Annotated in this window: 18 protein-coding genes and 1 tRNA gene; 6 read left to right on the forward strand and 13 right to left on the reverse strand. The window is 64.9% G+C overall.

Going from position 1 to position 26,160, the window contains the following annotated elements; translation table 11 throughout:
• The first annotated feature begins 20 nt into the window (after window positions 1-20).
• The gene (locus GT748_RS09435) at window positions 21-1,739 is read left to right on the forward strand and encodes an ABC transporter ATP-binding protein (RefSeq protein ID WP_021660185.1); all 1,719 of its coding nucleotides are present in this window, start codon (window positions 21-23) and stop codon (window positions 1,737-1,739) included.
• A 73-nt stretch (window positions 1,740-1,812) separates the two neighbouring features.
• On the opposite strand, the gene GT748_RS09440 is transcribed toward GT748_RS09435, so the two are convergent.
• The 6 genes from GT748_RS09440 to GT748_RS09465 form a co-directional block, all read right to left on the reverse strand.
• Window positions 1,813-2,658, reverse strand: coding sequence for a YitT family protein (locus tag GT748_RS09440; protein ID WP_021660184.1), 846 nt, complete (start codon window positions 2,656-2,658; stop codon window positions 1,813-1,815).
• A 389-nt stretch (window positions 2,659-3,047) separates the two neighbouring features.
• The gene (locus GT748_RS09445; RefSeq protein ID WP_021660182.1) at window positions 3,048-3,533 is read right to left on the reverse strand and encodes a DUF4830 domain-containing protein; all 486 of its coding nucleotides are present in this window, start codon (window positions 3,531-3,533) and stop codon (window positions 3,048-3,050) included.
• A 174-nt stretch (window positions 3,534-3,707) separates the two neighbouring features.
• The gene (locus GT748_RS09450; RefSeq protein WP_161213420.1) at window positions 3,708-4,412 is read right to left on the reverse strand and encodes a Crp/Fnr family transcriptional regulator; all 705 of its coding nucleotides are present in this window, start codon (window positions 4,410-4,412) and stop codon (window positions 3,708-3,710) included.
• Between the two features lie 208 nt (window positions 4,413-4,620).
• Entirely contained in the window at window positions 4,621-5,610 is a 990-nt protein-coding gene (locus tag GT748_RS09455; protein WP_073261290.1) for a nucleoside hydrolase, read from the reverse strand.
• 68 nt (window positions 5,611-5,678) lie between these two features.
• Window positions 5,679-6,665: a nucleoside hydrolase gene (locus GT748_RS09460; protein ID WP_073261292.1), complete on the reverse strand. Its 987-nt coding sequence runs from the start codon at window positions 6,663-6,665 to the stop codon at window positions 5,679-5,681.
• A gap of 820 nt (window positions 6,666-7,485) precedes the next feature.
• A complete protein-coding gene (locus tag GT748_RS09465; RefSeq protein ID WP_021660173.1) occupies window positions 7,486-9,573 on the reverse strand; it encodes an elongation factor G in 2,088 nt (695 codons plus the stop codon).
• 250 nt (window positions 9,574-9,823) lie between these two features.
• On the opposite strand from GT748_RS09465, the gene GT748_RS09470 reads away from it, so the two are divergent.
• Window positions 9,824-10,780 carry an L-lactate dehydrogenase gene (locus tag GT748_RS09470; RefSeq protein ID WP_073261294.1) on the forward strand — a complete coding sequence of 319 codons (957 nt, stop codon included), beginning with the start codon at window positions 9,824-9,826 and terminating at the stop codon, window positions 10,778-10,780.
• 88 nt (window positions 10,781-10,868) lie between these two features.
• On the forward strand, window positions 10,869-11,834 hold the full coding sequence (gene gluQRS, locus GT748_RS09475; RefSeq protein ID WP_073261296.1) for a tRNA glutamyl-Q(34) synthetase GluQRS: 966 nt from the start codon (window positions 10,869-10,871) through the stop codon (window positions 11,832-11,834).
• Between the two features lie 87 nt (window positions 11,835-11,921).
• Here gluQRS and GT748_RS09480 read toward each other — a convergent pair whose 3' ends face one another.
• Window positions 11,922-13,055, reverse strand: coding sequence for a hypothetical protein (locus GT748_RS09480; RefSeq protein ID WP_021660457.1), 1,134 nt, complete (start codon window positions 13,053-13,055; stop codon window positions 11,922-11,924).
• Between the two features lie 247 nt (window positions 13,056-13,302).
• On the opposite strand from GT748_RS09480, the gene GT748_RS15790 reads away from it, so the two are divergent.
• Window positions 13,303-16,782, forward strand: a complete 3,480-nt coding sequence (locus GT748_RS15790; RefSeq protein WP_161213419.1) for an SEL1-like repeat protein — start codon at window positions 13,303-13,305, stop codon at window positions 16,780-16,782.
• A 761-nt stretch (window positions 16,783-17,543) separates the two neighbouring features.
• On the opposite strand, the gene GT748_RS09490 is transcribed toward GT748_RS15790, so the two are convergent.
• The 6 genes from GT748_RS09490 to murD form a co-directional block, all read right to left on the reverse strand.
• Window positions 17,544-17,630, reverse strand: a tRNA-Leu gene (locus GT748_RS09490).
• Between the two features lie 119 nt (window positions 17,631-17,749).
• Window positions 17,750-19,015, reverse strand: coding sequence for an aminotransferase class I/II-fold pyridoxal phosphate-dependent enzyme (locus tag GT748_RS09495; protein WP_368034051.1), 1,266 nt, complete (start codon window positions 19,013-19,015; stop codon window positions 17,750-17,752).
• Complete coding sequence (locus tag GT748_RS09500) at window positions 19,012-19,719, reverse strand: GNAT family N-acetyltransferase (protein WP_073261218.1); 708 nt, start codon at window positions 19,717-19,719, stop codon at window positions 19,012-19,014. Before GT748_RS09500 ends, GT748_RS09495 begins: the two co-directional genes overlap by 4 nt.
• Window positions 19,706-20,716 (reverse strand): M42 family metallopeptidase, encoded by a 1,011-nt coding sequence (locus tag GT748_RS09505; RefSeq protein WP_044991983.1) that lies wholly within the window; start codon window positions 20,714-20,716, stop codon window positions 19,706-19,708. Before GT748_RS09505 ends, GT748_RS09500 begins: the two co-directional genes overlap by 14 nt.
• Window positions 20,710-21,744 carry a M42 family metallopeptidase gene (locus GT748_RS09510; RefSeq protein ID WP_021658433.1) on the reverse strand — a complete coding sequence of 345 codons (1,035 nt, stop codon included), beginning with the start codon at window positions 21,742-21,744 and terminating at the stop codon, window positions 20,710-20,712. Before GT748_RS09510 ends, GT748_RS09505 begins: the two co-directional genes overlap by 7 nt.
• 22 nt (window positions 21,745-21,766) lie before the next feature.
• A complete protein-coding gene (gene murD, locus GT748_RS09515; protein WP_021658432.1) occupies window positions 21,767-23,155 on the reverse strand; it encodes a UDP-N-acetylmuramoyl-L-alanine--D-glutamate ligase in 1,389 nt (462 codons plus the stop codon).
• Between the two features lie 343 nt (window positions 23,156-23,498).
• Here murD and asnA point away from each other — a divergent pair, with 343 nt between their 5' ends.
• Together asnA and GT748_RS09525 are read left to right on the forward strand one after the other, a co-directional pair.
• Complete coding sequence (gene asnA, locus GT748_RS09520; RefSeq protein WP_044991981.1) at window positions 23,499-24,512, forward strand: aspartate--ammonia ligase; 1,014 nt, start codon at window positions 23,499-23,501, stop codon at window positions 24,510-24,512.
• Entirely contained in the window at window positions 24,509-26,113 is a 1,605-nt protein-coding gene (locus tag GT748_RS09525; protein ID WP_021658429.1) for a peptide ABC transporter substrate-binding protein, read from the forward strand. Before asnA ends, GT748_RS09525 begins: the two co-directional genes overlap by 4 nt.
• Window positions 26,114-26,160: the final 47 nt, after the last annotated feature.

The raw sequence follows: 26,160 nt of genomic DNA on the forward strand, positions 1-26,160 counted from the left end.
TTAAAAAGAGGAGTGCCAAGATGTTAAAGAAGTTCATCGGCTATTACAAACCGCAGAAAAAGCTCTTTTTTGCGGACATGCTCTGTGCCCTGGTGGTGGCGGTCTGCGACCTCTTCTACCCCATGATCACCCGCAGCATCATCCAGGACTACGTGCCCAACAAAAACCTGCGGCTGATCATCGTCTGGGCCTCGGTGCTGCTGGGCATCTACCTGCTCAAGGCCGGGCTCAACTACTTCATCCAGTACTACGGCCATGTGATGGGGGTGCGCATTCAGGCCCACATGCGAAAGGACGTCTTCACCCACCTGCAAAAGTTGCCCTTCGCCTACTTTGACGAGAACAAGACCGGCGTCATCATGTCCCGCATCCTCAACGACTTGATGGAGGTGACCGAGCTGGCCCACCACGGGCCGGAGGACCTGTTCATCTCCTTAATCATGCTGCTGGGCTCCTTCATCATCCTCTGCGGCATCAACGTCCCCCTGACCCTCATCGTCTTTGCCCTGCTGCCCGTCGGTGTCTTTCTGGTGGCCAAACTCCGCACCCGGATGAACCACGCCTTCCGCGTCACCCGGGAAAAGACCGGCGAGGTCAACGCCGAGCTGGAAAACAGCATCTCCGGCATCCGGGTGGCCAAGGCCTTCACCAACAAGGAGGGGGAGATCCGCAAGTTCGAGCACCGCAACAGGGAGTTTGTGGAGGCCCGCTCCGACGCCTACAAGGTGATGGGCCAGTTCTCGGCCAGCACCAACTTCTTTACCGACGCCCTCAACTTCACCGTCCTGATCGCTGCGGCCTGTTTCCTCTTTGCCGGGGCCATCACCGTGGGGGACTTTGTGGCCTACCTGCTCTACGTCTCGATGTTCCTAAACCCCATCCGCCGGCTGCTGGCCTTTGTCGAGCAGTTCCAGGAGGGGATCACCGGCTTCAAGCGCTTTTGCGAGATCATGGACCAGCCCGAGGAGCGAGACGACCCCGGCGCCGTCCCCATGGGCGACGAGGAAGCCCGGGGCGACATCGCCTTTGAGGGGGTGCGCTTTTCCTACGACAACAACACCCAGATCCTGCGGGACATCGACCTGCACATCGGCAGCGGCAAAACCCTGGCCCTGGTGGGCCCCTCTGGCGGCGGCAAGACCACCCTCTGCCACCTGCTACCCCGCTTCTACGAACTGGACGATGGCTCGATCCAAATCGGCGGGCGGGACATCCGCCAGTACACCCGTCACTCGCTGCGCGAACACATCGGCATCGTCCAGCAGGACATCTTCCTCTTCACCGGCACCATCCGTGACAACATCGCCTACGGCAGGCTGGGGGCCACCGACGAGGAGATCGTGGAGGCGGCCAAGCGGGCCAACCTGCACGACTTCATCCTCTCCCTGGACGACGGCTACGACACCTATGTGGGCGAGCGGGGGGTCCGCCTCTCGGGCGGGCAGAAACAGCGCATCTCCATCGCCCGGGTCTTTTTGAAAAACCCGCCCATCCTCATCCTGGACGAGGCCACCTCCGCCCTGGACAACGCCACCGAGCACCTGATCCAGGAGTCGCTGGCCGAGCTGTCCCAGGGGCGGACCACCCTGGTGGTGGCCCACCGGCTCTCCACCATCAAAAACGCCGACGAAATCGTGGTCCTCACTCCCGAGGGGATCGCCGAACAGGGCAACCACCACCGGCTGCTGGAACAGGGCGGCATCTACGCCGAACTCTATAACTCCCAGTTCGCCGAATAGCGACCGGCACAAAAAAAGAGCACCCCTCCCCTGGCGTCAGGGGGGCGGGTGCTCTTTTTGATGAAGGGGCGCGCTACATCTCCCGAAAGCCCTTGCCGACGATGGTGGTGGCGTTGGAGATGAGCATAAAGGCGTGGGCGTCGGCATTTTTGACGTAGTTGCGCAGGGCGGCCGCCTGCATCCGGCTCATCACCGAGAGGATGACCCAGTGGGGCTTGTCGGTAAAGGCCCCCTTGGCCTGCCAGATGGTGGCCCCCCGGTGGAGATTTTTGTTGATGAACTCGCAGACCTCCTCCGGGTGGGTGGTGACGATGGTGAAGCTCTTTTTCATGTTGATGTTCTCGATCACCATGTCCACCAGGAAGGACTTCATCACCAGGCCCACGATGGAGTAGAGCCCGGTCTGAATGTCAAAGACAAAGAGAGCCGAGAGGGCGATGACCGCGTCGCTGAGGAGGAGGGCCTTGCCGATGTTCAGCCGGGTGAACTTGCGCATGATCATGGCCAGGATGTCGGTGCCCCCCGAGCTGGCGTCGATGTTGAAGAGGATGGCCGACCCCACCGCCGGCAGGGCCGCGGCGAAGATGAGTTCGAGCATCTTCTGGTCCGTCAGGGGCCCGGCCAGGGGGAAGATGTACTCAAGCCCCTGGGTGAGCCCGGCGAAGAGCAGGCTGCAATAGACGGTCTTGAAGCCAAACCCCCGGTCGAGAAAGACAAAGCCCAGCACCAGAAAGAGGAGGCTGAAGATGGTGTTCCAGGCGCCGGGACTGAGAAAGGGAAACGCCTGCCCCAGCACCACCGAGAGGCCGCTGACCCCGCCAAAGGAGAAGTGGTTGGGGAATTTAAAGAAGTAGGTCCCCACCGAGACCAGGACGGTGCCAAAGGTCATCAACAGAAAATCGGTCGCTTTTTTCTTCATGAAAATTGCCTCCCGCTGCGGGGCCGTCGCTGCCGCGACCCCGGATTTGCGGTATCAGTATACCACAACCAAATCCTTTTGCAACCGCCCTTCTCCCCGCCGCAAAGCCATTTCCGCCCGTTTCTCCCCCCGGGAGGGCGACGGCTGAAAGCCGGTTTCCTGCATCCTGCACCGTCTCCCGCATTCTCCCTTTTCGCCAAAAAAACGTGCTCTATTTTGGGCGATTTGTTTTTTGAATCTGCATTTATCCCCTCTGAAAATTTTTTTGGTTTTTCGCTGTGGGGGCGCAAAAAGCGGGCGGGACAGCCCTCTTTTCCGGCTGTCCCGCCCGTTTGCAGCGAGGGGCGGCGGCCTGGCCTGCCCGGCCCCGCGCCCTGCCTGCACGCCCGCTATTTTTGCACCAGGGGGGCGCTGGCGCTCCCCGCCTCGGCAGGGGTCACGTCGCCCCCGACGATGGTGTTTTTGTAGAGGAGGAGGTGGACGTACTCCGCCGGGGCCCCCTTCTCGGCGGTCTTTTGGTAGCGGTAGCGCTTGAGGGTCTTGCCCGCGTACTTCTTCAGGTCGAACCCCGCCTGCTTTTGCAGCTCGTTGTAGGCGGTATAGGTGTCGTCAAAGGCGGAGGGGACCTTTACCTCCACCACCTCCAGGGGCTCCGACTCCACCTGCAGGCCCACGCTCTCCAAAAACTGCAGCCGCTTTTCGGCGGTCTTGCCATCCAGCGAATAACCCACCTGCTGGGTGGCGGTCTCTCTGGCCTCCCCCAGTTGTTTGCGGTCGGCGGCATAGCGAAACGCCCCCGCCGTACAGAGCAGGGCCAGGGCAAAACAGCCCGCCCCCAGCGCCAGCTTTTTGGCCTTGATCATACAAACGAACATCGCCGTTCCCCGCCTTCCCCACTGTCTCATTTCTGTTATCAAGTGTATGCGCGCCGGGCGGCGGGTATGCCGGGCAAAGGGGGACACAGGGCGGGCAGGAGGCGGGAGAAAAGGAGAGAGCGCAGGAGGGGGATGCCCTCTCCTGCGCTCGGCCGTCTTTTCGATGAAACGCCCCTAGTCGTCCAACCCGTCTGGGTCGGGGCCGACGGTGTAGTCCTGGTCGGGCTCGAAGTCGGCCCGGATGTCGACGATGGCCTGCAGCGCCGCCGGGTCGAGGACCCGCAGGTTTTCGCCGTCCACCGCCAGCACCCCCTCTTCCCGCAGGGTCTTGACGATGCGGTTGGTGCTGCGCATGCTGGTGGCCAGCAGCCCCGCCAGGGTGGTCTTGTCGATCTTCACCCGGCCGTCGGGGGCCAGATTCTCCTGAATGAGGACGGCAGTGCGCACCCGCAGGGGGAGCAGGGCCGCCATCACCCCAAAGCGGGAGGCGTCGCTGCTGCGGCGGTTTTGCCAGCGGATGAGGTAGATGCAGAAGGCGTGGTCCCTCTCCAGCCAGCGCCAGAAGTCGTCCTTCGAGAGGCGCAGGGTATCACAGTCGGTCTCTGCCTGGACGTTGTAAAAGATGGTGGGCAGCTCCTGCAGCACCTCGAACTCGCCAAAGATGGTGCGGTTTTTGTGCCCCAGGTAGTTGATGACCAGGTCGCCGCCGCTGGTGTAGTAAAACACCCGGATGCGCCCCTTGGCCAAAAGGTAGACCCAGCGAGCCGTCTCGCCCGCGCGAATGATGTACTCCCCCTGGGCGTAGTGGCAGCGCTCCATCCGGTTTTTCACCGATTGGGGACAGGTGGCCAAAAGCCGCTCCAACTCTCTGCTGTCCAACGGGGACCCCCTCTCTCTGCCGGTCCTGCCGGCGCTGTGTATCAGCATTCACAACAAGTATAGCAAAAACGGTTTTTCAAAAAAAGGGGGGGACCGGCTCTGAAAGGGGGTGATTTTTCACAAATCCGCTCTCCTCTTTTTGGAAGGGGCCGCAAAAGGGCCGCCCCAGCAGTAGGCGGGGCGGCCCTTTTTTCGCAGCGTGCTCTGATTACTTGGTGTATTCCAGCAGCTGGCAGAGGATGTCTACGTACTTCTGCCGGTCGGCGGCCAGGGCCACCTTGCAGTTGGGCTCTTTGGCCTCCATCCGGCCGTTTTTGATGTCGAACATGGTCACGCCATAGGCGCTTCCGCGGCCGCAGTCCACCTCGCAGGGGGCGTCCACCAGCTCGGTGATGACGGTGGGGTCCACCAGATAGGCCACGCAGAGGGGGTCGTGGATGGGGGCAGCCGGCTCCTCGGCCACCTTCTGCCAGGTGCTGTACCCCTTGATGCGCTGCTCGCAGAGGGAGGCCACCACCTCGGCCGGCTTGGTGCCGATCGCGCGGATGCGGGCCACATCCTCCATGTTCAGGTAGGCGGCGTGGGTGGCGTCCAGGGTGACGAAGGTGAAGGGGATGTTGGCGTCGATCACCGCCTGGGCGGCCTCGGGGTCGAGCCAGACGTTGAACTCGGCCAGGGCCGACTTGTTGCCCACCCGGAAGCCGCCGCCCATGTAGACGATCTCCCCAATTTTGGGGATGATGCGGGGCTCGATGCGCACGGCGTGGGCGATGTTGGTCAGGGGGCCCAGGGGGATGAGGGTGATCTCCCCGTCCTCAGCGGCCATCAGGGTGTCCACCAGCCAGCTGACGGCGTTCTGGGGCTGGGCCTTGATGGTGGCAGGGGGGCACTGGTCGATGTAGGTGCCGTGGATATTTTTGTAGAGGGCCTCTTCCGGCGCCTTGTACTGGGGGTAATTCTTGCGCAGCCCCAGCATGCAGGAGGTCCAGGGCAGGGCGCAGCCCTGGAAGACCGGCACCTTGCCCCCCATCAGCTCGCTGATGCGCAGGCTGTTTTCGGTGGTGATGGGGACGGCCCGGTTGCCGTTGACGGTGGTGATGCCCAGCACCTCAAAAGCGGGGTTGGCCATGGCCACCACCAGGGCGATGGCGTCGTCCGAACCGGTGTCCACGTCCAAAATGACCTTTCTCTTTTCCACAGTTCATCTCTCCTTTTGCGATTTCGGTTTCTATGTTTTCTGCGCGGCCGCTGGGCGCGCGCGGGGGTTCAGCGGGTGTGCTCCAACAGCTCCTCCAAAATTTGGGCGAAGCGGACGCGGTCGGCCCCCAGGGCCACCTTGCAGTTGGGGGCCTTGGCCCCCAGCCGCCCGTTTTTGATGTCGAAGATGGTCTGCCCATAGGCTGCGCCCCGGCCGCAGTCCACCTGGCAATGGGCGGAGATCAGCTCGGTGATGACCGCCGGGTCCACCAGGTAGGCCACGCAGAGGGGGTCGTGGATGGGGGCGGCCGGCTCCTCGGCCACCTTCTGCCAGGTGCTGTACCCCCGGATGCGCTGGCTCACCAGGTCGGCCGCCACCTGGGCGGGGCGGGTGCCGACCCGCCGCAGCCGCTGGGCGTCCTCCTCGGTGAGGTAGGCCTGGTGGGTGGCGTCCAGGGGGATGAAGGTGAAGGGGATGTTTTCATCCAGCACCGCCTGCAGCGACTCGGGGTCGACCCAGACGTTGAACTCGGCGGCGGCCGTCTCATTGCCGATTTTGTAGCCGCCGCCCATGTAGACGATCTCCCTAATTTTGGGGGCGATGCGGGGCTCGATGCGCAGGGCATAGGCGATGTTGGTCATCGGCCCCAGGGGGATGAGGGTGATCTCCCCGTCCTCGGCGGCCATCAGGGTCTGGATCAGCCAGACCACCGCCGGGGTCTCCTCCTCGCGGATGGTGGCGGGCGGGCACTGCTCGATATAGGTGCGGTGGATGCCGGCATAGGCCGGGTCGGCCGGCTCGTACTGGGGGATGTAGGGGCGCAGCCCCATCATCACACTGACCCAGGGCAGGGCGCAGCCCCGGTAGACCGGCACCTTGCCCCCCATCAGCTCGCTGATGCGCAGGGTGTTCTCGGTGGTGATGGGGACCGCCCGATTGCCGTTGACGGTGGTGATGCCCAACACCTCAAAATCGGGGTTGGCCAGGGCACAGATGAGGGCGATGGCGTCGTCCGACCCGGTGTCCACATCCAAAATGACCTTTCTCTTCTCCACGGGGGAAAACCTCCTTCTCGTGTTGGCGTGGGGGTGTCTCCTGCCTTTCAGTATAGCGCGAAACCGGCCGTTTACAAGGACATCCGTCCGACCCGCTGCAGGCCGGCAAAGGGGCCGGGGCTGCCCTGGCCCCGGCTCTCGGCAGCGGTCCTGACCGCTCCGCCGACAGGGCGGCCTGTTTCCCCATCCGCCCCACCAACCCACACCCGACCTGGCGGCAGCACAGAGCAGCCAAACCGCCGCGGAAAGCACCCGCCGCACGCACGCCCCCTTTAGGGTGCAGGAGAGGACGACGGCCTTTTCTCCCGGGAGGAACGCCCTTCCGCCATGGAGGGCGAAAAAGAGAAAAAAAGGCTCTCTTGCAGATGGGCCCGCTCCTCCTCGGCGATTCTCCGCCGCTGGGGGGCCCTCTTCCCCCTCTCGCAATCGATTGGCGCTGTGCCCCCCGCCAACCGCCGGCCACGCCGCGCCTGCCTGGCCTTTTTGCGGGGAAAAGATGGCGACTCCCTCCCACCTGTTGGGCCGTCCCTGGGCAAAGGGGGCAGAGCGGCCACCGCCTCTCAGCGGGAGAGCGTCTCAAATCTCCGATGATGAGTCCCTTTTGCAGCCGGTCGCAATCCCTCTCCCTCTCCCCATCCCCGCCCGACGGCGCAGCCCGGCGCTCGAAGGTGTCCCCCCTTCGAGTGCGCAGCATTCCCCACCCGGCGGCGGGCGCCCTTTGGCCCTTTTGGCACCACCGGCTGCAAGGGGAAAAAGAGAGCAGACCGGCCGCACCGGTCTGCTCTCTTGAAACGGTTCAAACAGGGTCTTGTGTATACGACTACTCGCCCTTTTGGAAGAACTTCTTGGCCTCTTCCACCACCTTCTCCTCCAACTGGGGAGGAAGGGGCTCGTAGCGGGCAAAGGCATAGGTAAAGCTGCCCCGGCCCTGGGTCATGGAGCGCATGACGGTGGAGAAATCGGCCATCTGGGCCATGGGCACGTCGGCCACGATCTCCTGCAGGCCGTCCTCTGCCGGGTTCATACCCAGCACCCGGCCGCGGCGCTTGTTGATCTCACCCATGATGTCGCCGGTATAGCTCTCGGGCAGGTAGGCCTTGAGGGTGCCGATGGGCTCGAGCAGGGAGGGGGCCCCCTGCTTCATCCCCTCTTTGTAGGCCAGGGAGGCGGCGGTCTTAAAGGCCAACTCGGAGGAGTCCACCGGGTGATAGGAGCCGTCGAGGAGGGTGGCCTTGAGGCCCACCACCGGGTACCCGGCGATGACGCCGTGGCGAACGGCCTCCTGCAACCCCTTTTCCACGGCGGGGAAGTAGTTTCTGGGCACCGCGCCGCCAAAGACATTCTCCTCAAAGACCAGTTCTTCGCTGTCGCAGGGCTCAAATTCGATCCAGACGTGGCCGTACTGGCCGTGGCCGCCGGTCTGCTTTTTGTATTTTCCCTCTACCTTGACCTTCTTGTTGATCCGCTCGCGGTAGGCGACCATCGGCACCTCCAGCTTGGCGTCCACCCCGTAACGGGCCTTCAGGCGGGCGATCACCACGTCCAGGTGCTGCTCGCCCAGGCCGGTGAGGACCTGCTCCTTGGTCTCCCGGTCAGTGGCGAAGTGGAGGGTCGGGTCCTCCTCGCAGAGGCGGAGGATGCCCTGGCCGATCTTCGATTCATCCCCTTTGTCAAGGGGGTGTACCGCCATCGAGAGGGTGGGCGTGGGGAAGGCGGGCCGGTCGAGCTTGTAGACCTTGCCCTCGGCGCAGAGGGTGTCGCCGGTGAGGACCCCTGAAAGCTTGGTCACCGCGCCGATATCCCCGGCGGCGATGGCCTTGACCTCGCTCTGCTTTTTGCCGAAGAGGGAGACCATCTTGCCCATCTTTTCGCCCTTTTGCTGGGTGGCGTTGTAGAGCTTTGTCTCGGGCAGCAGGGTGCCGCTGAACACCTTGACGAAGGAGAGCCGCCCCACAAAGGGGTCGTTGACCGTCTTAAAGACCAGGGCCGCCAGGTCGCCCGCGGGGTCGCAGGGCAGTTCGGCCAGGTCGCCCGCCTCGTTCTCGGCCGCGGTGGGGGCCGCGTCGGCAGCGGTGGGGAGCAGTTCGGCCATCATCTCAAGGGTCAGGTCGATCCCCTCCATCATCAGGGCGCTGCCGCAGACCACCGGGGTGATGCTGCCGGCCTTGACGCCCTTTTTGATGCCGCGGATGAGCTCCTTCTCGGTGAACTCCTCGCCGGAGAAAAACTTCTCAAACAGCTCCTCGTCGGCCTCGGCCACCGCCTCGCTCATGGCCTCCCGCAGGCCGTCGACCCGGTGTTCCAGGTCGGGCATGGGCACCTTGGAGGGGGCGCCCTTGTCGTCGTACTGGTAGGCCTGGCCGGAAATCAGGTCGATGTAGCCGTTTTTCTCGCCGTCCTTGTAGGGGACCACCACCGGGCAGACCGAGGGGCCGAAGTGGGTCTTGAGCTCCTCGAGCACCTTGTAGAAATCGGCGTGGGGGCGGTCCATCTTGGAGACAAAGAAGATGCTGGACTTTTGGTTTTTCACCGCCATCTTGTAGGCCTTCTCGGTGCCCACCGAGACGCCGGACTTGCCGGACACGGCGATGAGGACGCTCTCACAGGCCATCAGCGCCTCGTACTGGCCCATCTCGTAGTCAAAGAGGCCCGGGGCGTCGATGAGGTTGAACTTGTACTCCTCCTCCCCCACGGCGCAGGAAAAGGGCAAAACCGATGAAAAGACCGAGGTCTTGCGGCTCAACTCCTCGTCGGAATAGTCGCTTAAGGAGGTGCCGTCGTCCACCCGGCCCAGCCGGTCGCTGGCGCCGGCTTTCCACAGCAGGGCCTCCACCAAGGTGGTCTTGCCCGCGTTGCCGTGGCCCAGTACAGCGACGTTTTTGATCTGCTCCGGTCGATAGTTTTTCATGGTTGTCTTCCCTCCAAGTCGTTGGCCGGAAGCCCCGGCCATGTTGTGAATGTTACTGAATCGCAGAGCGTATTCCAGTCATATTTTAGTATATACTACCACCCTTTGGGGAAAATAACTATTCATATCCTGTCACAAATATGGCGCGCCGGATTGTAGGATGTCACAAAATCCCCCGGGCGCGCCGGCCGCGGGAGGGCAGGCCTCCCCGCCCTGACAGGGATCTATCGAAAAACAGGAGGGAAACGAAGTGGAAAAAAATCCAAACAAGGCCGTCATCGTCGGGGCAGGAATGGTGGGGGCCGCCGTGCTGGGCGCCCTGCTGGGCGACAACCTGCTCTCGGAAATCGTCCTCATCGACCAAAATCGGGACCGCGCCGCGGGCGAGGCCCTGGACGCCAGCCACACCACCGCCTTTGCCTATTCCGCCAGGGCACAAGTCCGCGCGGGGGACTACGCCGACTGCGCCGACGCGGGCATTGTGGTGATGACCGCTGGGCCCAGCATCAAGCCCGGCGAGACCCCCGACCGACTGAAATTGGCCGGGCAGAACACCCAGATCACCCGCGAGGTGATGGGCCAGATCACCCGCTACACCCGCGAGGCCATCCTCATCGCCGTCACCAACCCGGTGGACATCGTCACCTACTGCGCCCAGGCCGAGTTTGACTACCCGCGGGAGCGGGTGATCGGCACCGGCACCCTGCTGGACACCGCCCGCCTGCGGCAGATGATCGCCGCCAGCTGCCATGTGGACGGCAAGAACGTGCACGGCTATGTGCTGGGCGAACACGGCGGCGGGGCCTTTGTGCCCTGGGGGCTGGTGGACGTGGCCGGGGTGCCGGTGGACAAGCTGCACACCGCCTTTGACCTCCCCGCCCCCTTGAACCGGGAAGATCTGCTGGAAAAGACCAAGGCGGCCGGGTTTGAAATCATCACCCGCAAGGGCTACACCAGCGCCGGGATCGCCGCCAGCGTGGCCCGGGTGGTCAAGGGGATCCTGCTGGACGAGCGCTGCATCCTCCCCCTCTCCACCGCGCAAAATGGGGCCTGCGGGCTCTCAGGGGTGGCCCTGAGCCTGCCCAGCATCCTGGGCAAAAACGGGGTGGAGCAGGTCATCGAGGTCCCCCTGCAGCCAGGGGAGCGAGACCAGTTGCAGCAGTGCGCCGCCCATCTCAAGGCCACCCTCGGCCAGGCGGGACTCTGAACGCCCTGCGGCAAGTCCCCCCTTTTCAGCGGCCCTGAGCGGTGGTACAATACCCCCAGAGACGCGCAGCGCAAAAGGGGGATGGCAGATGGAGAAAGGAGCGATCAAGGGGCGGTTTGCCCCCACCCCCAGCGGGCGGATGCACCTGGGCAACCTGCTGTGCGCCCTGCTGGCCTGGCTGTCGGCCAGGGCCGAGGGAGGCCGGGTGGTGCTGCGCATCGAGGACCTGGACGCCATGCGCAGCCCCCGGTCATACGCCGACTTGCTGGAGGACGATCTGCGCTGGCTGGGCCTTTTCTGGGATGAGGGTGGCTCCTCCGGCGGGCCGGATGGGCCCTACTACCAGAGCGAGCGCACCGCCCTGTACCAAGCCGCCCTGGCCAGGTTGGAGGAGCAGGGGCTTGTCTACCCCTGCTTTTGCAGCCGCGCCCAGCTCCACGCGGCCCAGGCGCCCCACCTCTCGGACGGGCGGGTGCTCTACCCCGGCACCTGCCGGGACCTGACCGCCCAGGAGGTCGCCCAGCGGCGGCGGCAGCGGCCCCCTGCCCTGCGGCTGCGGGTGCCGGACGAGACGGTCTCCTTTGTCGACCGGCACCTGGGCCCCTACTCGGAAAACCTGCAGCAGGAGTGCGGCGACTTTTTGATCCGCCGCTCCGACGGGGTGTTCGCCTACCAGCTGGCGGTGGTGGTGGACGACGCGGCCATGGGGGTGACCCAGGTGGTGCGGGGGGCGGATCTGCTCTCCTCCACCCCGCGGCAGCTCTACCTCTACCGGCTGTTGGGGCTGCCCTCCCCCACCTTTGCCCACATCCCCCTCCTCACCGCGCCGGACGGGCGGCGCCTCTCCAAGCGGGACGGGGACCTGGACCTGGGGGCCATCCGCCGCCGGCTGCCAGGTCCCGAACCGCTGCTGGGGCTGCTGGGCTGGCTCTGCGGGCTGCTGGAACGGGCGGAACCGGTGCGCGCACAGGACCTTGTCCCCCTCTTTTCCTGGGACAAGATCCCCCAAGGGGACCTGTCGCTGCCTGCGGCGCTGTGGGAGCTGCTGGAATAGAGACCGGTGCAATAAAACGCGACAAAAAGAGAGAGGCCAAATGGCCTCTCTCTTTTTGTCTGCAATCGATTTTACAAATCGGGTCGCCTAGTCGCCAAAGTCAAAGTGGATGCCAAAGGCCTTGCAGACCTCCTCAAAAGCAGGACGGGTGGTGGTCTCTGCATCGTAGCTGTTGATTTCCACCTCGATGCTCAAAAAGGTGTCTGTCCCCACCTGGTCCACCTTGTGGATGACAAAGCCCGGGTACTTCTCCCCGTCGAACCCGACATAGTTGAAGTTGACCTGCTGCAGGGCCCAACCGTCGCCGGTGAGCGGCTCCTCGGCGGCGACATCGCTGTAAAAGTCAAGCGAGCCCTTGACCGCCAGGGTCCCCCTCACATCTGCATCCACCCGCTCTTTGGGGGTGTCGGCCCCCGCGCCGCTGCTGGTGAAGAGGTAGGTGGTGAGCTCGATGCCGTCGGCCGAAGTGGAGGCGTAGTCGCCGTTGAGGTAGATGTCCTCGTCCTTGAGGCAGTAGACGCCCAGGGACTTGCCGTCGGCCTGCAGGGTGATTTGCGAGAGATAGGTAAACCCGTCCGCCGGTTTGGGGGCGCTGCTTCCCGAGCCGGAGGACTGGCTGCCGCTCCCGGAAGAGGAGTTTCCGCCGGGGGCGGTCTGCCCCCCAAAGCTCCACTCGTAGTCGGACAGGGGGCCGTATTTGCGGATGCTGTTGACCAGGTCTTCGTCCCCCACCGCCCGGTCGGGGGCGCCCATCCAGACGTCGATGATGAGGCCGCCCGCCTCATCCCTGTGGAAGATGATGGTGCGCTCGACGTCGCCGTTCAGACGGTACTTATAGGTGCTGGTGGAGGCGCCGTTCACGCTGCCGCTGCGGTGGCTCTCCCGGCTGACGGTATAGCCGTCGTCCCTTTCGTCCGCCTTGGTTTCATCAACATAGTCCTCTTCGTCGACAGAGAGGCGGTCGGCGTAGTAGACGACAACCAGGTTGCCCTCCTCGTAAGTGTCCTCCTCGTCCAGCCCCTTTTCGTAAAACAGCAGTTCGTAGTAGTCCCCACTTTTGCCGGCGTCCAGGTATTCCCAGTAGCTCTCGTCGTACTGGGCCTTGATACAGCCGTTGTCAAAGTTGTACTGGTACTCCTTGTCCCTGCCGCAGCCGGTCAGCAAGGTGCCCAGCAACAGACAGAGGGCCAGCAGTGCGCCGACCCAGCGATTTTTCTTCACGGTGCTCCCCCTCTTTGCCCTTTTTCAGGGGCGAAATATTAAAGTGGCCTGTTTTTATTATACCTTTGAATAGCGAGAAAGGAAAGAGCCGTCACCCGCTCCTCCTCTTTTCCTGGACACAAGATAGTAAAAAAGGATGAATTTTCACGCTCTGTGGGAATAGATTGCATTGACTTTACCAGCCCCGGCTGGTACCATTCTTTAATAGAAGATTGTCGAATGCACAAGAAGAGGAGGATGGGTAGAGATGGAGGCAACACAGAACGGGGACAACCTGTTTGAAGACCAGAACATCGTCTTGGTGGACACCCAGAACCTGTTGCGGGCGGCCAAGGAGCTGAAACAGTCCAAAGAGGACTTTCAGTCCTTGCTCGAGCAGGCGGAGCTGGGCGACACCTCGATCCAATACGACCTGGGCGAGCACTACGCCAGCGGCGACGGGGTGGAGGCCGACTTTGAAAAGGCGGTCTACTGGTTCAGCCAGGCCGCCGAGGTGGGGGACCTGCGGGCCATCGAGGCCCTGGCCCGCTGCTATTTCGAGGGCCGCGGCGTGGAGAAGGACGAGAAAAAGGGGCTGGAACTCCTCACCCAGGCCGCCGAGCAGGACAGCTGTTCGGCCCAGTGCGAGTTGGGGCTCTGCTATGAAAACGCCGACGGCACCGAGCGCGACCCCAAGGCCGCGGCCGAGTGGTACCGCCAGGCCGCCGACCAGGACTATGCCCCCGCCCAGTGCAATCTGGCCGTCTGCTACTTCAACGGCATCGGGGTGGAGAAGGACGACGCCCTGGGGATGGAGTGGCTGGAAAAGTCGGTCTCCCAAAACCACCCTCGGGCCCAGACCATTCTGGGCAGCTTTTTTGAAAACGGCGCCCACGTGGAGAAGGACGAGGAACAGGCCGTGCGCCTCTACCAGTTGGCCGCCGACCAGGACTACGCCCCCGCCCAGTGCAACCTGGCTGTCTGCTACTTCAACGGCATCGGGGTGGAGAAGAACGACGCCCTGGGGATGGAGTGGCTGGAGCGGGCCGTGGCCCAGGAAAACCCCCGCGCCCAGAGCATCCTGGGCGGCTTTTACGAGGCCGGCGGACAGGTGGAGAAGGACGAGGAGCAGGCCGTGCGCCTCTACCAGATGGCGGCGGAACAGGAGTATGCCCCCGCCGTCTGCGACCTGGGGCTCTGCTATGAGTTCGGCACCGGGGTGGAGATGGACAAGGTCCACGCCGCCCAGCTCTACCGGCGGGCCGCCGACCAGGACTACGCCCCCGCCCAGTGCAATCTGGCCGTCTGCTACCTCAACGAGATCGGGGTGGAAAAGGACGAGGCCGCTGCGGTGCAGTGGCTGCAAAAGGCCGCCGACCAGAGCTTTCCCCGGGCGCTGAACATCCTGGGAGACTGCCACTTCCACGGCATCGGGATGGAGGAGGACCAGGTCCAGGCGGCGGAGTGCTACCGCCAGGCCGCCCAGCAGGGGCACCCCCCCGCCAACTACAACCTGGGGCTCTGCCTGGAGCTGGGCCTGGGGATGGAGAAGGACGCCGAAGCCGCGGTGGCCGAGTACCTGAAGTCGGCCGAGCAGGGGTACGCTCCCGGCCAGTGCAACCTGGCTTTCTGCTACCTGGTGGGGGTGGGCTGCGAGGCAGACCCCCAGGCCGCCATCCCCTGGCTGGAAAAGGCCGCCGAGCAGGAACACCCCCGCGCCTTGGGGCTGCTGGGGAGCTGCTACCGGGACGGGAATGGCGTCGAGCAGGACTTGGCGCGGGCCGCCGGCTACTTTGAAAAGGCCAGCGCGCTGGACTACCCCCCCTCCCTCTGCGACCTGGGGCTCTGCTACGAGATGGGCGAAGGGGTGGAGCAGGACCAGCCCCGGGCCGTCGAACTCTACACCAAGGCGGGCGAATTGGGGCACGCCCCGTCCCAGTGCAACCTGGGCTACTGCTATCTGCGGGGCATCGGCTGCGAGGCGGACGCCGCCAAGGCCGTCCCCTGGCTGCAGAAGGCCGCCGAGCAGGACTATCCCCGCGCCCTCGACCTGTTGGGGGACTGCTATCTCTACGGCGACGGGGTGGAAAAGGACCCCGCGCAGGGGGTGGCCTGCTACCGCAAAGCCGCCGATCTGGGCTACCTGACCGCCCTGTGCGACCTGGGACTCTGCTATGAAAACGGCGACGGGGTGGAGATGGACAAGGCCCAGGCGGTCTCCTACTACCTGCAGGCCGCCGAGCGGGGCTATGTGCCCGCCCAGTGCAACCTGGGCTACTGCTATCTGGAGGGCATTGGCTGCGAGGTGGACGAGCAAAAGGCCGTCGAGTGGTTGGAGAAGGCGGCCCAGGACGGCTATCCCCGGGCCATCGCCCTGCTGGCCGGCTGCTACCGCGACGGCAGAGGGGTGGCACAGGACGCCGCCGAGGCGGCAAGCCGCTACGCCCAGGCCGCGGAGATGAACTACGCCCCCGCCCTCTGCGATCTGGGGCTGTGCTACGAGATGGGCGACGGGGTGGAGAAGGACGAGGCCAAGGCGGTGGAGTACTACACCCGCTCGGGCGAACTCGGCAACGCCGCCGCCCAGTGCAACCTGGGCTACTGCTACCTGCGGGGCATCGGCTGCGAGACAGACGCCGCCAAGGCCATCCCCTGGCTGGAGCGGGCGGCAGAGCAGGGCCACCCCCGTGCCCTCGACCTGTTGGGGGACTGCTACCTCTACGGCGACGGGGTGGAAAAGGACGAACAGAGGGGCGCCGACTACTACCGCCAGGCGGCAGAGCGAAACTACTCGGTGGCCCTGTGCGACCTAGGCCTCTGCTACGAAAACGGCACCGGGGTGGAGATGGACAAGACCCGGGCCCTGCAGCTCTACCTGCAGAGCGGGGAGTTGGGCAACCTGGCCGCCCAGACCAACGCTGGTTTTTGCTACCTGCGGGGCATTGGCTGCGAGGCGAACGCCGCCGAGGCCGTCCTCTGGCTGGAGCGGGCGGCCGACCGCGGCTATCCCCGCGCCCTCGACCTGCTGGGGGACTGCTACCTCAACGGGGACGGCGTCGCCGTGGACAAGGGCAAGGCGGTGGAACTATACCGCCAGGCAGCCGACCAGAGGTATGCCACCGCCGTCTGCGACCTGGGGCTCTGCTATGAAAACGGGCGGGGCGTGCAGATGGACAAGGCCAAAGCGGCGGAGTACTACCGCCAAGCCGCCGACCTGGGGAGCGTGGCCGCCCAGTGCAATCTGGGGTACTGCTACCTGCGGGGCATCGGGGTGGCCAGGGACCCGGCCCAGGCCATTCCCTGGCTGCAAAAGGCCGCCGACAACGGCAGTTCCCGCGCCATCGACCTGCTGGGGGACTGCTACCGCGACGGGCTGGGGGTCGAGCGCGACCCCGCCCAGGCGGTGGCCTGCTACACCCGCTCGATGGAGATGGGCTTCTCCCCCGCAGTGACCGACCTGGCCCGCTGTTACACCCAGGGCGTCGGGGTGCCGGTGGACCGGCAGAAGGCCGCCGAACTCTACACCCGGGCGGCGGAGGACGGCGACGAGGAGGCCATGCTCTGGCTGGGGCTGTGGTACCGGGACGAGGCGTCTCAGCCGGACAGCCAGCAGTGGGCCCAGTACTGGCTGCAAAAGGCCGCCGACAACGGCAGCAGCCGGGCAACGGAAGAGCTGAAAAAAGGGAGCGGCGGCGGTTCCCTAGCCAAAAAACTGGGCGGTCTCTTCCGGCGCAAAGGGAAAAACTAAATAAAGTGCCCAAACAAAAAGGGGAGCCCATCCTGTGGGCTCCCCTTTTCGTTTGCCTGCCGTCCCGTCGTTTTTAGCAAGTGGACGGTCTCTCCACTTTTTAAACGCCAGGGTGGGAGAAAGCCCCCCTCTCCCTGCGCAAAAATCTCACCCCGGCGAATGTGTTCCCCCCTTCCCGCGCTCGCAGGCGCTGAGACCGGGGCCCTTCCACGCGCAAGAGGGCGAGGGCGAAGGCGAGACAGACGCAGAGTGCAAATGGAAACAAAGGCCCGTTCTGTCAACTGCAGCCCATTTTAAAGAACGGAAGCCCTATTTGTATAGAGGAAAAGGCCATGGCACTCTCCCCTATCTGGCTGGACGGCTCCCACCACTTTGGTTGCCGGGGGCAGCCGAACAGGGGATTTCAGCCAGGGATCCAATGCCTGGGCCCAAAACGCAGTCGGCGGGTGATGAGAGTACAGGGTAACGCTGGTCTCCCCCCACCTTCAATAAAATGCGACATCCCTCTTCAACCTTTTGCAGGAGGGACAGACGACAGGGCAATCGCCCGACTGATGGGACAAAGCAGCAACGTGTCCCCCAAAAACACTGCGCCCATTTATGGAGGGAAGACCTGAGGGCGGCAATCGAAAACCCCGTTCAAAAGTCGTCAAAAGTCGTTGAGTTCAAGCGTGAACCAATGGAACAGAAAACGCCCGTCATACACAAAAAGGAAAAGCCCCGGAAACCGCTTAACAATGCGATTTCTGAGGCTTCTCTTTTGGTGCGGATGAAGGGACTTGAACCCATACAGTATTGCTACCACTAGAACCTGAATCTAGCGCGTCTGCCAATTCCGCCACATCCGCGAGTACGTTTGTTATTATAGCGCGCTCGCCCGGCTTTGGCAAGGGGTTTTTGTAATTTTTTTAGGAAATTTGTGCGTTTTCAGATTCTGCCCAAAGCCCTTTCCACATCGGCCGCAACCTTAGGCGGTTTGCCCATTGACTTTCAGCACCTCTTCCGCTGCTTTGAGGATGCCGATCTTCCCGGTGGCGTAGTTGAGCCCGCCCTGGAACCAGACGGCAAAGGGTTCGCGGATGGGGGCGTCGGCCGACAGCTCGATGGAGGAGCCCATGGTGAAGGCCCCTGCCGCCATGATCACCTCGTCCTCGTACCCGGGCATGGGGCAGGGCTCGGGGGTGACAAAGGAGTCCACCGGCGCCCCGGCCTGAATGCCCCGGCAGAAGGCGCAGAGCCGCTCTTTGTCCTGCAGGCAGATGGCCGAGATGATGTCGGCCCGGGTGTCGTCCACCGCCGGGTAGACCTGGTAGCCCAGCTCCTCGAAGAGGGCGTTTGCAAAGCAGGAGACCTTCATGGCCTCGCCGGTGACGGTGGGGGCGTGAAACAGCCCCATGTAGAGGGCGCGGTTTTGCCCCAGGGAGCAGCCCAGCTCCCGCCCCGTCCCCGGGGAGGTGAGCCGGTAGGCGCAGAGCTCCACCAGGTCGTGGCGGCCGGCGATATAGCCGCCCGACTGGGCGATCCCCCCGCCAGCGTTTTTGATGAGGGAGCCCATCATGATGTCGGCCCCCACCTGCACCGGCTCGACCTTTTGGGAGAACTCGCCGTAGCAGTTGTCCACCATGACGATGCAGTCGGGGTTGGCCTCTTTGGCGGTGCGGCAGACCTCCGCGATCTCCTCCACCGTGAAGGAGGGACGCAGGCTGTACCCGCGGGAGCGCTGTATGTAGCAGAGCTTGACCCCCCTGCAGGCCGCGGCGATGGCGGGCAGGTCGAAGCGGCCGTCCTCCCGCAGTTCCAGCTGGCGGTACTCCACCCCAAAGTCCTTCAGGGAGCCGTTGCCCTCCCCCCGCAGGCCGATGACCTCTTCCAAGGTGTCGTAGGGCCTGCCGGAGACCGAGAGCATCACGTCGCCGGGGCGCAGCACCCCGAAGAGGGCGACGGTGATGGCGTGGGTGCCCGAGGCAAAGCCGGCGCGAAAGAGGGCGTCCTCCGCCCCCACGGCGGTGGCAAAGACCTGGTCCAGGGCGTCCCGGCCCCGGTCGTCGTAACCGTAGCCGGTGGTGTCGGTCAGGTGGGAGCCGCCGATGCGCTGCTCCTGAAAGGCGTGGAGGATCTTCTGCTGGTTGTAGGCCTGTATCTCTTCAATGCGGTCAAAGGCCCCCCGGCACCGCTTTTCGGCGGCCTCTGCAAGGGCCTCGACCCGCTCGGAAAAATGGAAAAATGCTGTCACTGTATGATTCCCTCCCATGTACTTTGACAGGGCGTGAAGCCCTGGGATTGATAAAACGACACCCGCTCCGGCGCACAGCAGAGGAGCAGCCGGCAGCCGGGCAGGGCGGCCCGCAGATCGGCCAGCGCCCGGGCAGCCAAGCCCCGGCCCCGGTACTGCGGCTGGGTGTAGACCTGCTCGATCACCCCTTGGCGGGAGACGAGGTCCAGGGCGTAGACCCCGGCGGTGGCCCGCAGCGCCCCGTCCGCCCGCACCCCCGCCAGCAGGGCGGCCCCGTGGCGCAGCCGGTGGGACAGTTCGCCGTAGAAGGCGGGGCTGCCAAAGGCCGCGTCCCACCGGGCCAGCAGGGCCGATACCTCGGCCAGGGGTGGGCTCTCGGCGGCGGGGTGTCCCTCCGCCGGGCAGCGGCAGGCAAGCACCCGCCGCTCCTCCCCCCCGACAGGCAGGTCGACCAGGTAGCGGCGCACCCCGCAAAAGCGGAGGAACTCCTCCGCCTGGGGCCACTGCCCGGCATCCGCCAGACAGACCGTCGCCTGTTCCCCCAGGGTGCAGAGGGCCCCCCCGCCCGAAAAACGGTAAAATCGCGCCCCCAGCGCCGGTTCCCACACCCGGTAGAGGGCGGCCAGCTTGACGGCGGTCAACGAGCCCTCCCGCCCCTTCAGGGGGAGGGCGCCGCCGGGGGCCAGGGGGTCAATCGACGGCATCGATGAGCCCTTTGGCCAGTTCGTAGACGGCGTGGATGTCGGCGGCGCTGGCCACGCAGCTGGCGGTGTGCAGGTTGCGGCAGGGGACCGAGAGGGCCAGGGTCTTGACCCCGCCCCTGCTACGGTGGATCTGTCCGGCGTCGTTGCCGCCGAACACCCCCTGCTTTTGCTGGATCGGGATCGCGCGCTCCTCTGCGATCCGGCGGGCCAACTGCAGGAGTTCCCGGTCGTAGATGGTCCCCCGGTCCATGGGGCCGACCACCGCGCCCCCGCCCAGGGCGCAGACCCGCTGCCCCTCGGGCAGGCCCAGGTTGTCGGCTGCGGTGGTGGCTTCCAGCACCAGGGCCACGTCGGGGGCCACGGTGTAGGCCGCCGCCTGGGCGCCCCGGCAGCCCACCTCCTCCTGGGTGGTAAAGACAAAGGTGCAGTCGTTTTGCAGGGGCTGTTTGAGCAGCGCCAGCAGGATGGCGACCCCCGCCCGGTCGTCAATGGCCTTGGCGGCGATCCGCCCCTCGCCCAGGGGGGTAAAGGGGGTGTCGAAATAGGCGATGTCCCCCAGCTGTACCCGCTGGGCCGCCTCCTCGCGGCTGGCGGCGCCGATGTCGATGCGCAGCTGGCGCAGGGGGATCTCCCCCTCCCGCTCCTCTGCCTTTTGCAGGTGGATGGGCACCGCGCCGATGACCCCGGCGAGGCCGTTCACCCGCACCGCCTTGCCGGGGAGCACCTTCTCGTCGATCCCGCCGACACAGTCAAAGCGGAGATAGCCCTCCCCGTCGACGTCGGTGACGATCAGCGCCACCTCGTCCATGTGGGCGCAGACCATCCGCTTTTGCGCGGGGGTGCGGGCCCCCTTCTTCTCGACGATCACGCTGCCCAGGGCGTCCTCCTGGTAGGAAAGCCCCATCTCGCTCAGGCGGTCGGTGACGAAATAGCGCACCTGCTCTTCGCTGCCGGACGCGCCGTCCAGGGCGCAGAGCTGTTTGAGGGTGTTCAGCACGACCACTCGCCCCCTTTCACATAGGCCGCCAGCAGGGCGGCGGTGTTCTCAATGTCCGTCAGGTCGCAGACCTCGGCCGGGGTGTGCATGTACCGCTGGGGGATGGAGAGGGTGACACAGCGCACCCCGCCCCCGGCAACCGACACCCCGTCGGCATTGGTGCCGGTGCGCCCGGCCATGATCTCCTGCTGGAAGGGGATGCCCTCCCCCTCCGCCGCGCGGCAGAGGGCCCGGTACATCCCCCTGTCCAGAGTGGGGGCATAGCCGATCATCGGCCCCGCCCCCAGCTCGCCGCAGTCGGCGGCGTCACAGCCGGGGGAGAGGGCGAAGGAGACATCCACCGCCACGCAGTGGGTGGGGGCGGCGAGGAAGGCCGCCGTGGCCGCCCCCTGGCCGCCCACCTCCTCCCGGGTGGAGAGGAGGGCGGTGACCCCGCAGCCGGCAAAGCCCGCCTCCTTGATGGCCTTGGCCGCCAGGCAGACGGCAGCGCAGCCGGCCCGGTCGTCCAGCGCCTTGCCGGTGACCCGGCCGCCCAGCAACCGCCGCAGGGGGGCCCGGTAGCAGACCCGGTCGCCGGGGACGACCAGCCGCTCCAGCTCCTCCTTCCCAAAGCCGGTGTCCAGGTAGAGCTTGTCCACAGGAGGGGCCTTTTTGAACCCCTCCATCGCGGAGAGGTGGGGCGCCAGGCAGCTGACCACCGCCGGTACCTCCTCCCGCCCCAGGATGCTCAGCCGCGCCGAGAGGAGGAGCCGGTGGTCGATCCCCCCCACCGGGGCGATCTTGACAAAGCCGTCCTCGTCGATGTGGGTGACGATGAAGCCCACCTCGTCGAGATGGGCGTCCAGCAGCAGGTGGGGCCTGCCCTCCTGCGGGGGCACGACGGTGCAGCATACGCTGCCCAGGGGGCTGCGCTCCACCGGGCCGCAGCAGTCGGCCAACCAGTTCGCCGCCCAGTCGGCCGCCCGCCCTTCGTCCCCGGCGGGACCGTCGGCGTCGCAGAGGGCCTTCAGCAGTTCAAATGTGTCCATCTTCTCTCTCCCTTCCGGCGCCCTAGAGGGCGTTGACAATATCCTTGTAGTGGTTGCCCCGCACCTCGAAATTCTTGTAGAGGTCAAAGCTGGCCGAGGCCGGGCTGAGGCTGACGATGTCCCCCGGCTGGGCGGCTGCCCGCGCCTTGGCCACCGCCTCCGCCATGTCGGCGGCGTGCAGGATCTGCAGTTTTTGGGGGTCGTATGCGGGGCAGCCGGTGACCGCCGCCTCGATTTTTTCGGCGGTGGCGCCCATCAGCACCAGAACCTTGACCCGCTCGGCCACCACCGGCCCCAGGGGTTCGTAGGGGATCTTCTTGTCGTACCCCCCGGCGATCATGATGATCCGCCGGTCAAAGGAGCGCAGCCCGGCGATGGAGCGGGTGGGGCTGCTGGCGATGGAGTCGTTGTAGTAGCGCACCCCGTCCAGTTCCCGCACAAATTCGATGCGGTGCTCCACCCCGCCGAAGGCCGCGGCCACCTTCCGCATCGCCTCGGGGGAGACAAGGCCCCAGGCGGCGGCGATGGCCCCCAGGTAGTTTTCCACGTTGTGCTCCCCAGGGATGCGGATCTCCGACTTGTGGAAGAGAGGGTGCACCCCCGCCCCGTCGGCCATGCAGAGCACGCCCTCTTCGCTTAAAAAGGCCCCCCGCGCCACCGGGGCAAAGCGGTCAAACCAGTAGAGGTCCCCCCGCACCCCCTCAGCGAAGGAGCGGGTGATGTCGTTGTGAAAATTGAGCACCGTCTTGGAGAAGGCCCCCTGGTGGAGGTAGAGGTTGCGCTTGGCGTCCACATACTCGGCCATGTCCTTGTGCATATCCAGGTGGTTGGGGGCCACATTGGTAATGAGGGCGATGTCCGGGCTCTGGCGCATGGAGATCAGCTGGAAGCTGGAGAGCTCCACCACCGCAAAGTCCTCGGGGGCGATCTCCTCGACGATGGGCAGTAGGGCCCGACCGATGTTCCCCCCCAGGTGGACGGTCTTCCCCTCGGCCTTCAAAAACTCCGAGAGGATGGTGGTGCTGGTGGTCTTGCCGTCGCTGCCGGTGACCCCGATGATCGTGCAGGGGCAGAGGGCGAAGAACACCTCCATCTCAGAGGTGACCGCCACCCCGCGGGCCCGGGCCTCGGTGAGCTCGGGGGTGTAAAATTTCATACCGGGGGTGCGAAAGAGAACGTCCTCGCGGATGTCTTTCAAGTAGTCTTCCCCCAGGATCAGGGAGACCCCCATGGCCTCGAGCCGGTCGGCGGTCTCCCCCATCTTTTCGCGGTCGGCGCGGTCGCGCACCAGCACCCGGATCCCCTTCTCGCGAAACAGGCGGATGCAGTCAAAATGGCTGACCCCGGCCCCCACGAAGGAGACGGTCTTCCCCTTCATCTCTTCAAAAAAAAGTGCTGCTTTGCTCTTCATCGGCAAATCCCCCCTGCATTGATTCTGGCCCGTCCGGGCGCACGGCAATCGCCGGTGCGGACGATCCGCCCCGGCTCCCGGCCCGTTTGCACACGATTTTCGGCAGCCGGCGGGGCCAGACCCGCGGCGCGCTGCCCACAGATATTTTTATTATACGTTTTCCCCCTGCCAAAGGCAACCAAATCCCCCGAAAAAGGGCAAAAGAGCGCCGGTTGCGGTTGAAATCGGTGGGTGGGGATGGTATGATATTTTTATCCATAAATGTCACAAATATCAAGGGCCGTTCCTGTGCAACTTGTTTGCCCGGCAGCCGCCCTCTGTCCCTATAAAAAGGAGAATGCCCATGTCTGTACAAGCCCTCATCTTTCCCGAGGGGTACTGCGCCCCCCTCTCGGTGATGGAGACCCAGGTGGCCATCAAGCTGATCAAAGACACCTTTGAGCGGGAGCTGGCGCAAAACCTCAACCTGACCCGGGTCTCGGCCCCCCTCTTCGTCACCCAGGACAGCGGCCTCAACGACAACCTGAACGGGGTGGAGCGTCCCGTCTCCTTTGACATCCGCGACGCCGGGTCGGACGTGGAGATCGTCCACTCCCTGGCCAAGTGGAAGCGGGTGGCCCTCAAAAAATACGGATTTGGGCCGGACGCCGGCCTCTACACCGACATGAACGCCATCCGCCGGGACGAGGTGCTGGACAACCTGCACTCGGTCTACGTCGACCAGTGGGACTGGGAGAAGGTCATCACCCGCCAGACCCGCAACGAATACACCCTCCGGGAGACGGTCAACCAGATCGTGGACGCCCTCTACACCACCCAGCAAAAACTCTGCGAGGCCTTTCCCCAGGTGGAGCCGGTGATCGCCAGCGAGATCGCCTTTGTCACCACCCAGGAGCTGGAAGACCGCTGGCCCGATCGCACCCCCAAGGAGCGGGAGGACCTGATCTGCCGGGAGAAGAAGCTGGTCTTTTTGCAGCAGATCGGCGGCAAGCTGCGGGGGGGCGAGCCCCACGACGGCCGCGCCCCCGACTACGACGACTGGTCCCTCAACGGGGACATCCTGGTCTGGTACCCGCTGTTGGAGCGGGCGCTGGAGATCTCCTCCATGGGCATTCGGGTGGACAGGGAGGCCCTCCTCTACCAGCTGGCCGAGCGAAAGGCCACCGACCGGGTGAAGTTCCCCTTCCACCGGATGCTCATCGACGAGACCCTGCCCCTGACCATCGGCGGGGGGATCGGCCAGTCCCGCATCTGCATGCTGCTTCTGCAAAAGGCCCACATCGGCGAGGTGCAGGCCAGCGTCTGGCCGGAGGAGGACGTGGCCGCCTGCGCGCGCCACGGCATCCACCTGCTGTGAGGGCGCTCAAAAAGGGGCTGCAACGGTGGACGGCCGCCCTGCTGTCCGCCGCCCTCTGCCTGTCGCTGACGGCCTGCGGCAACCGGGGCGGGGGAAAAAAGATCGTCTACGATCTGGAGCAAAACCCCGAAAACCTCGACCCCCAACTGGCCAGTGACAGCGCCTCCCTCACGGTGGTGGGGAACATCTTCGAGGGGCTGCTGGTCAAGACCTCCAGCGGGGAGATCGTGCCCGGGGTGGCCGAGTCCTACACCACCGAAAACAGCGAAAAGCGCTACCGGTTCACCCTGCGCGCCGACGCCACCTGGTCCGACGGCACTCCGGTGACCGCTTACGACTTTGCCTTTGCCTTCCAGCGCCTGTTCGACAAGGCCACCCGCTCGCCCTACGCGGGGGATTTCTTCTCCATCTCCGGCAGCCGCGCCTACTACGAGGGCACCGGTTCGCTGGAAGGGCTGGGGGTCAAGGCGGTGGACGAGCGCACCCTGGTCATTGACCTCTGGCACAGCGACCCCTTCTTCACCGACCTGCTCACCACCCCGGCGGCCTTCCCCTGCAACCAGGCCTTCTTCGAGGGGACCAAGGGCGGCTACGGCCTCAGCAGCAAAGACCTGCTCTCCAACGGGCCCTTCCTGCTGGACACCTGGATCGACAACGAGGACGCCAACTACCTCTTCCTAAAGGCCAACAGCACCTACAAGTCCGACTCGCCGGTGGTGGCAGGGAGCGTGCTGCTCTCGGTGGAGGGGGGCTACGGCGAGCGCAAGGCCCGCTTTGAGAGCGGCAAGAGCGACTGCTTCCTGTACCGGGAACACCCGGGGGGCAAGCTGGCCGAGCGGGCCCTCACCTACGACAACACCACCTGGTGTCTGGTGCTCAACACCCAGCGGGGGATGCTGCAAAACCAGTCCGTTCGCCGCGGACTGATGCTGGCCACTGACACCAGCGCCATCAAAGACCTGCTGCCCGACTACCTGAAGGTGGCTGGCGGCCTGGTGCCCCCCAGCGTCACCATGATGGGCCAGTCCTTTCGGGAGTACGCCGGGGCCACCGTCATCGAGGCCCCCAACGCGGCGACGGCCAAGCAGCTCTTCTCCCAGGGTCTGGCGGCCCTGGGCAAAGACCGCCCCGAGTCCCTCACCGTCCTCTGCCCCGAGGGGAGCGAGGGCTATCTCAGCGAGCTGATGCAGCTCTGGCAGCGGGATTTGAACTTCTTCCCCGTCCAGGCCGCCGCCCAGCCCCTGTCGGAGGTGGAGGCCCTGGTGGATGCCGGCAACTTCGACATCGCCCTGATGCCGGTGACCTCCACCCAGAACAGCGTCGAGGCCTACCTGGGCGACTTTGCCACCGGCAGCGAGTGGAACCTGCCCCGCCTCTCCGACCCGACGGTGGACAATCTGCTGGAGCAGATCAACAACGCCACCTCCACCGCCGAGAAGGAGGCCCTCTGCAAGCAGCTGGAGGAGGTCGTCCTCCACACCGGCTGCATCATCCCCCTCTACTACCAGGCGCAGTTCTTTGTGCAGGGGGAAAAGGCCGAACACATCGAGTACAACCCCTTCTTCGGCTACGTCAAATTCAAAGAGGCCCGCAAGGGCTGATTTTCCAAGACCGCCCGCACCTGCTGGGCGGTTTTTTTGCGCCGATC

Source organism: Bittarella massiliensis (ex Durand et al. 2017) (assembly GCF_009876955.1).
Classification (GTDB): Bacteria; Bacillota; Clostridia; order Oscillospirales; family Ruminococcaceae; genus Bittarella; species Bittarella massiliensis.

Bases quoted from the DNA above. Each gene is read 5' to 3' on its own strand.
- GT748_RS09435 (WP_021660185.1), top strand. From the start codon at position 21: ATGTTAAAGAAGTTCATCGGCTATTACAAACCGCAGAAAAAGCTCTTT.
- GT748_RS09440 (WP_021660184.1), bottom strand. From the start codon at position 2,658: ATGAAGAAAAAAGCGACCGATTTTCTGTTGATGACCTTTGGCACCGTC.
- GT748_RS09445 (WP_021660182.1), bottom strand. From the start codon at position 3,533: ATGTTCGTTTGTATGATCAAGGCCAAAAAGCTGGCGCTGGGGGCGGGC.
- GT748_RS09465 (WP_021660173.1), bottom strand. From the start codon at position 9,573: ATGAAAAACTATCGACCGGAGCAGATCAAAAACGTCGCTGTACTGGGC.
- gluQRS (WP_073261296.1), top strand. From the start codon at position 10,869: ATGGAGAAAGGAGCGATCAAGGGGCGGTTTGCCCCCACCCCCAGCGGG.
- GT748_RS15790 (WP_161213419.1), top strand. From the start codon at position 13,303: ATGGAGGCAACACAGAACGGGGACAACCTGTTTGAAGACCAGAACATC.
- GT748_RS09500 (WP_073261218.1), bottom strand. From the start codon at position 19,719: ATGCCGTCGATTGACCCCCTGGCCCCCGGCGGCGCCCTCCCCCTGAAG.
- GT748_RS09510 (WP_021658433.1), bottom strand. From the start codon at position 21,744: ATGGACACATTTGAACTGCTGAAGGCCCTCTGCGACGCCGACGGTCCC.
- murD (WP_021658432.1), bottom strand. From the start codon at position 23,155: ATGAAGAGCAAAGCAGCACTTTTTTTTGAAGAGATGAAGGGGAAGACC.
- asnA (WP_044991981.1), top strand. From the start codon at position 23,499: ATGTCTGTACAAGCCCTCATCTTTCCCGAGGGGTACTGCGCCCCCCTC.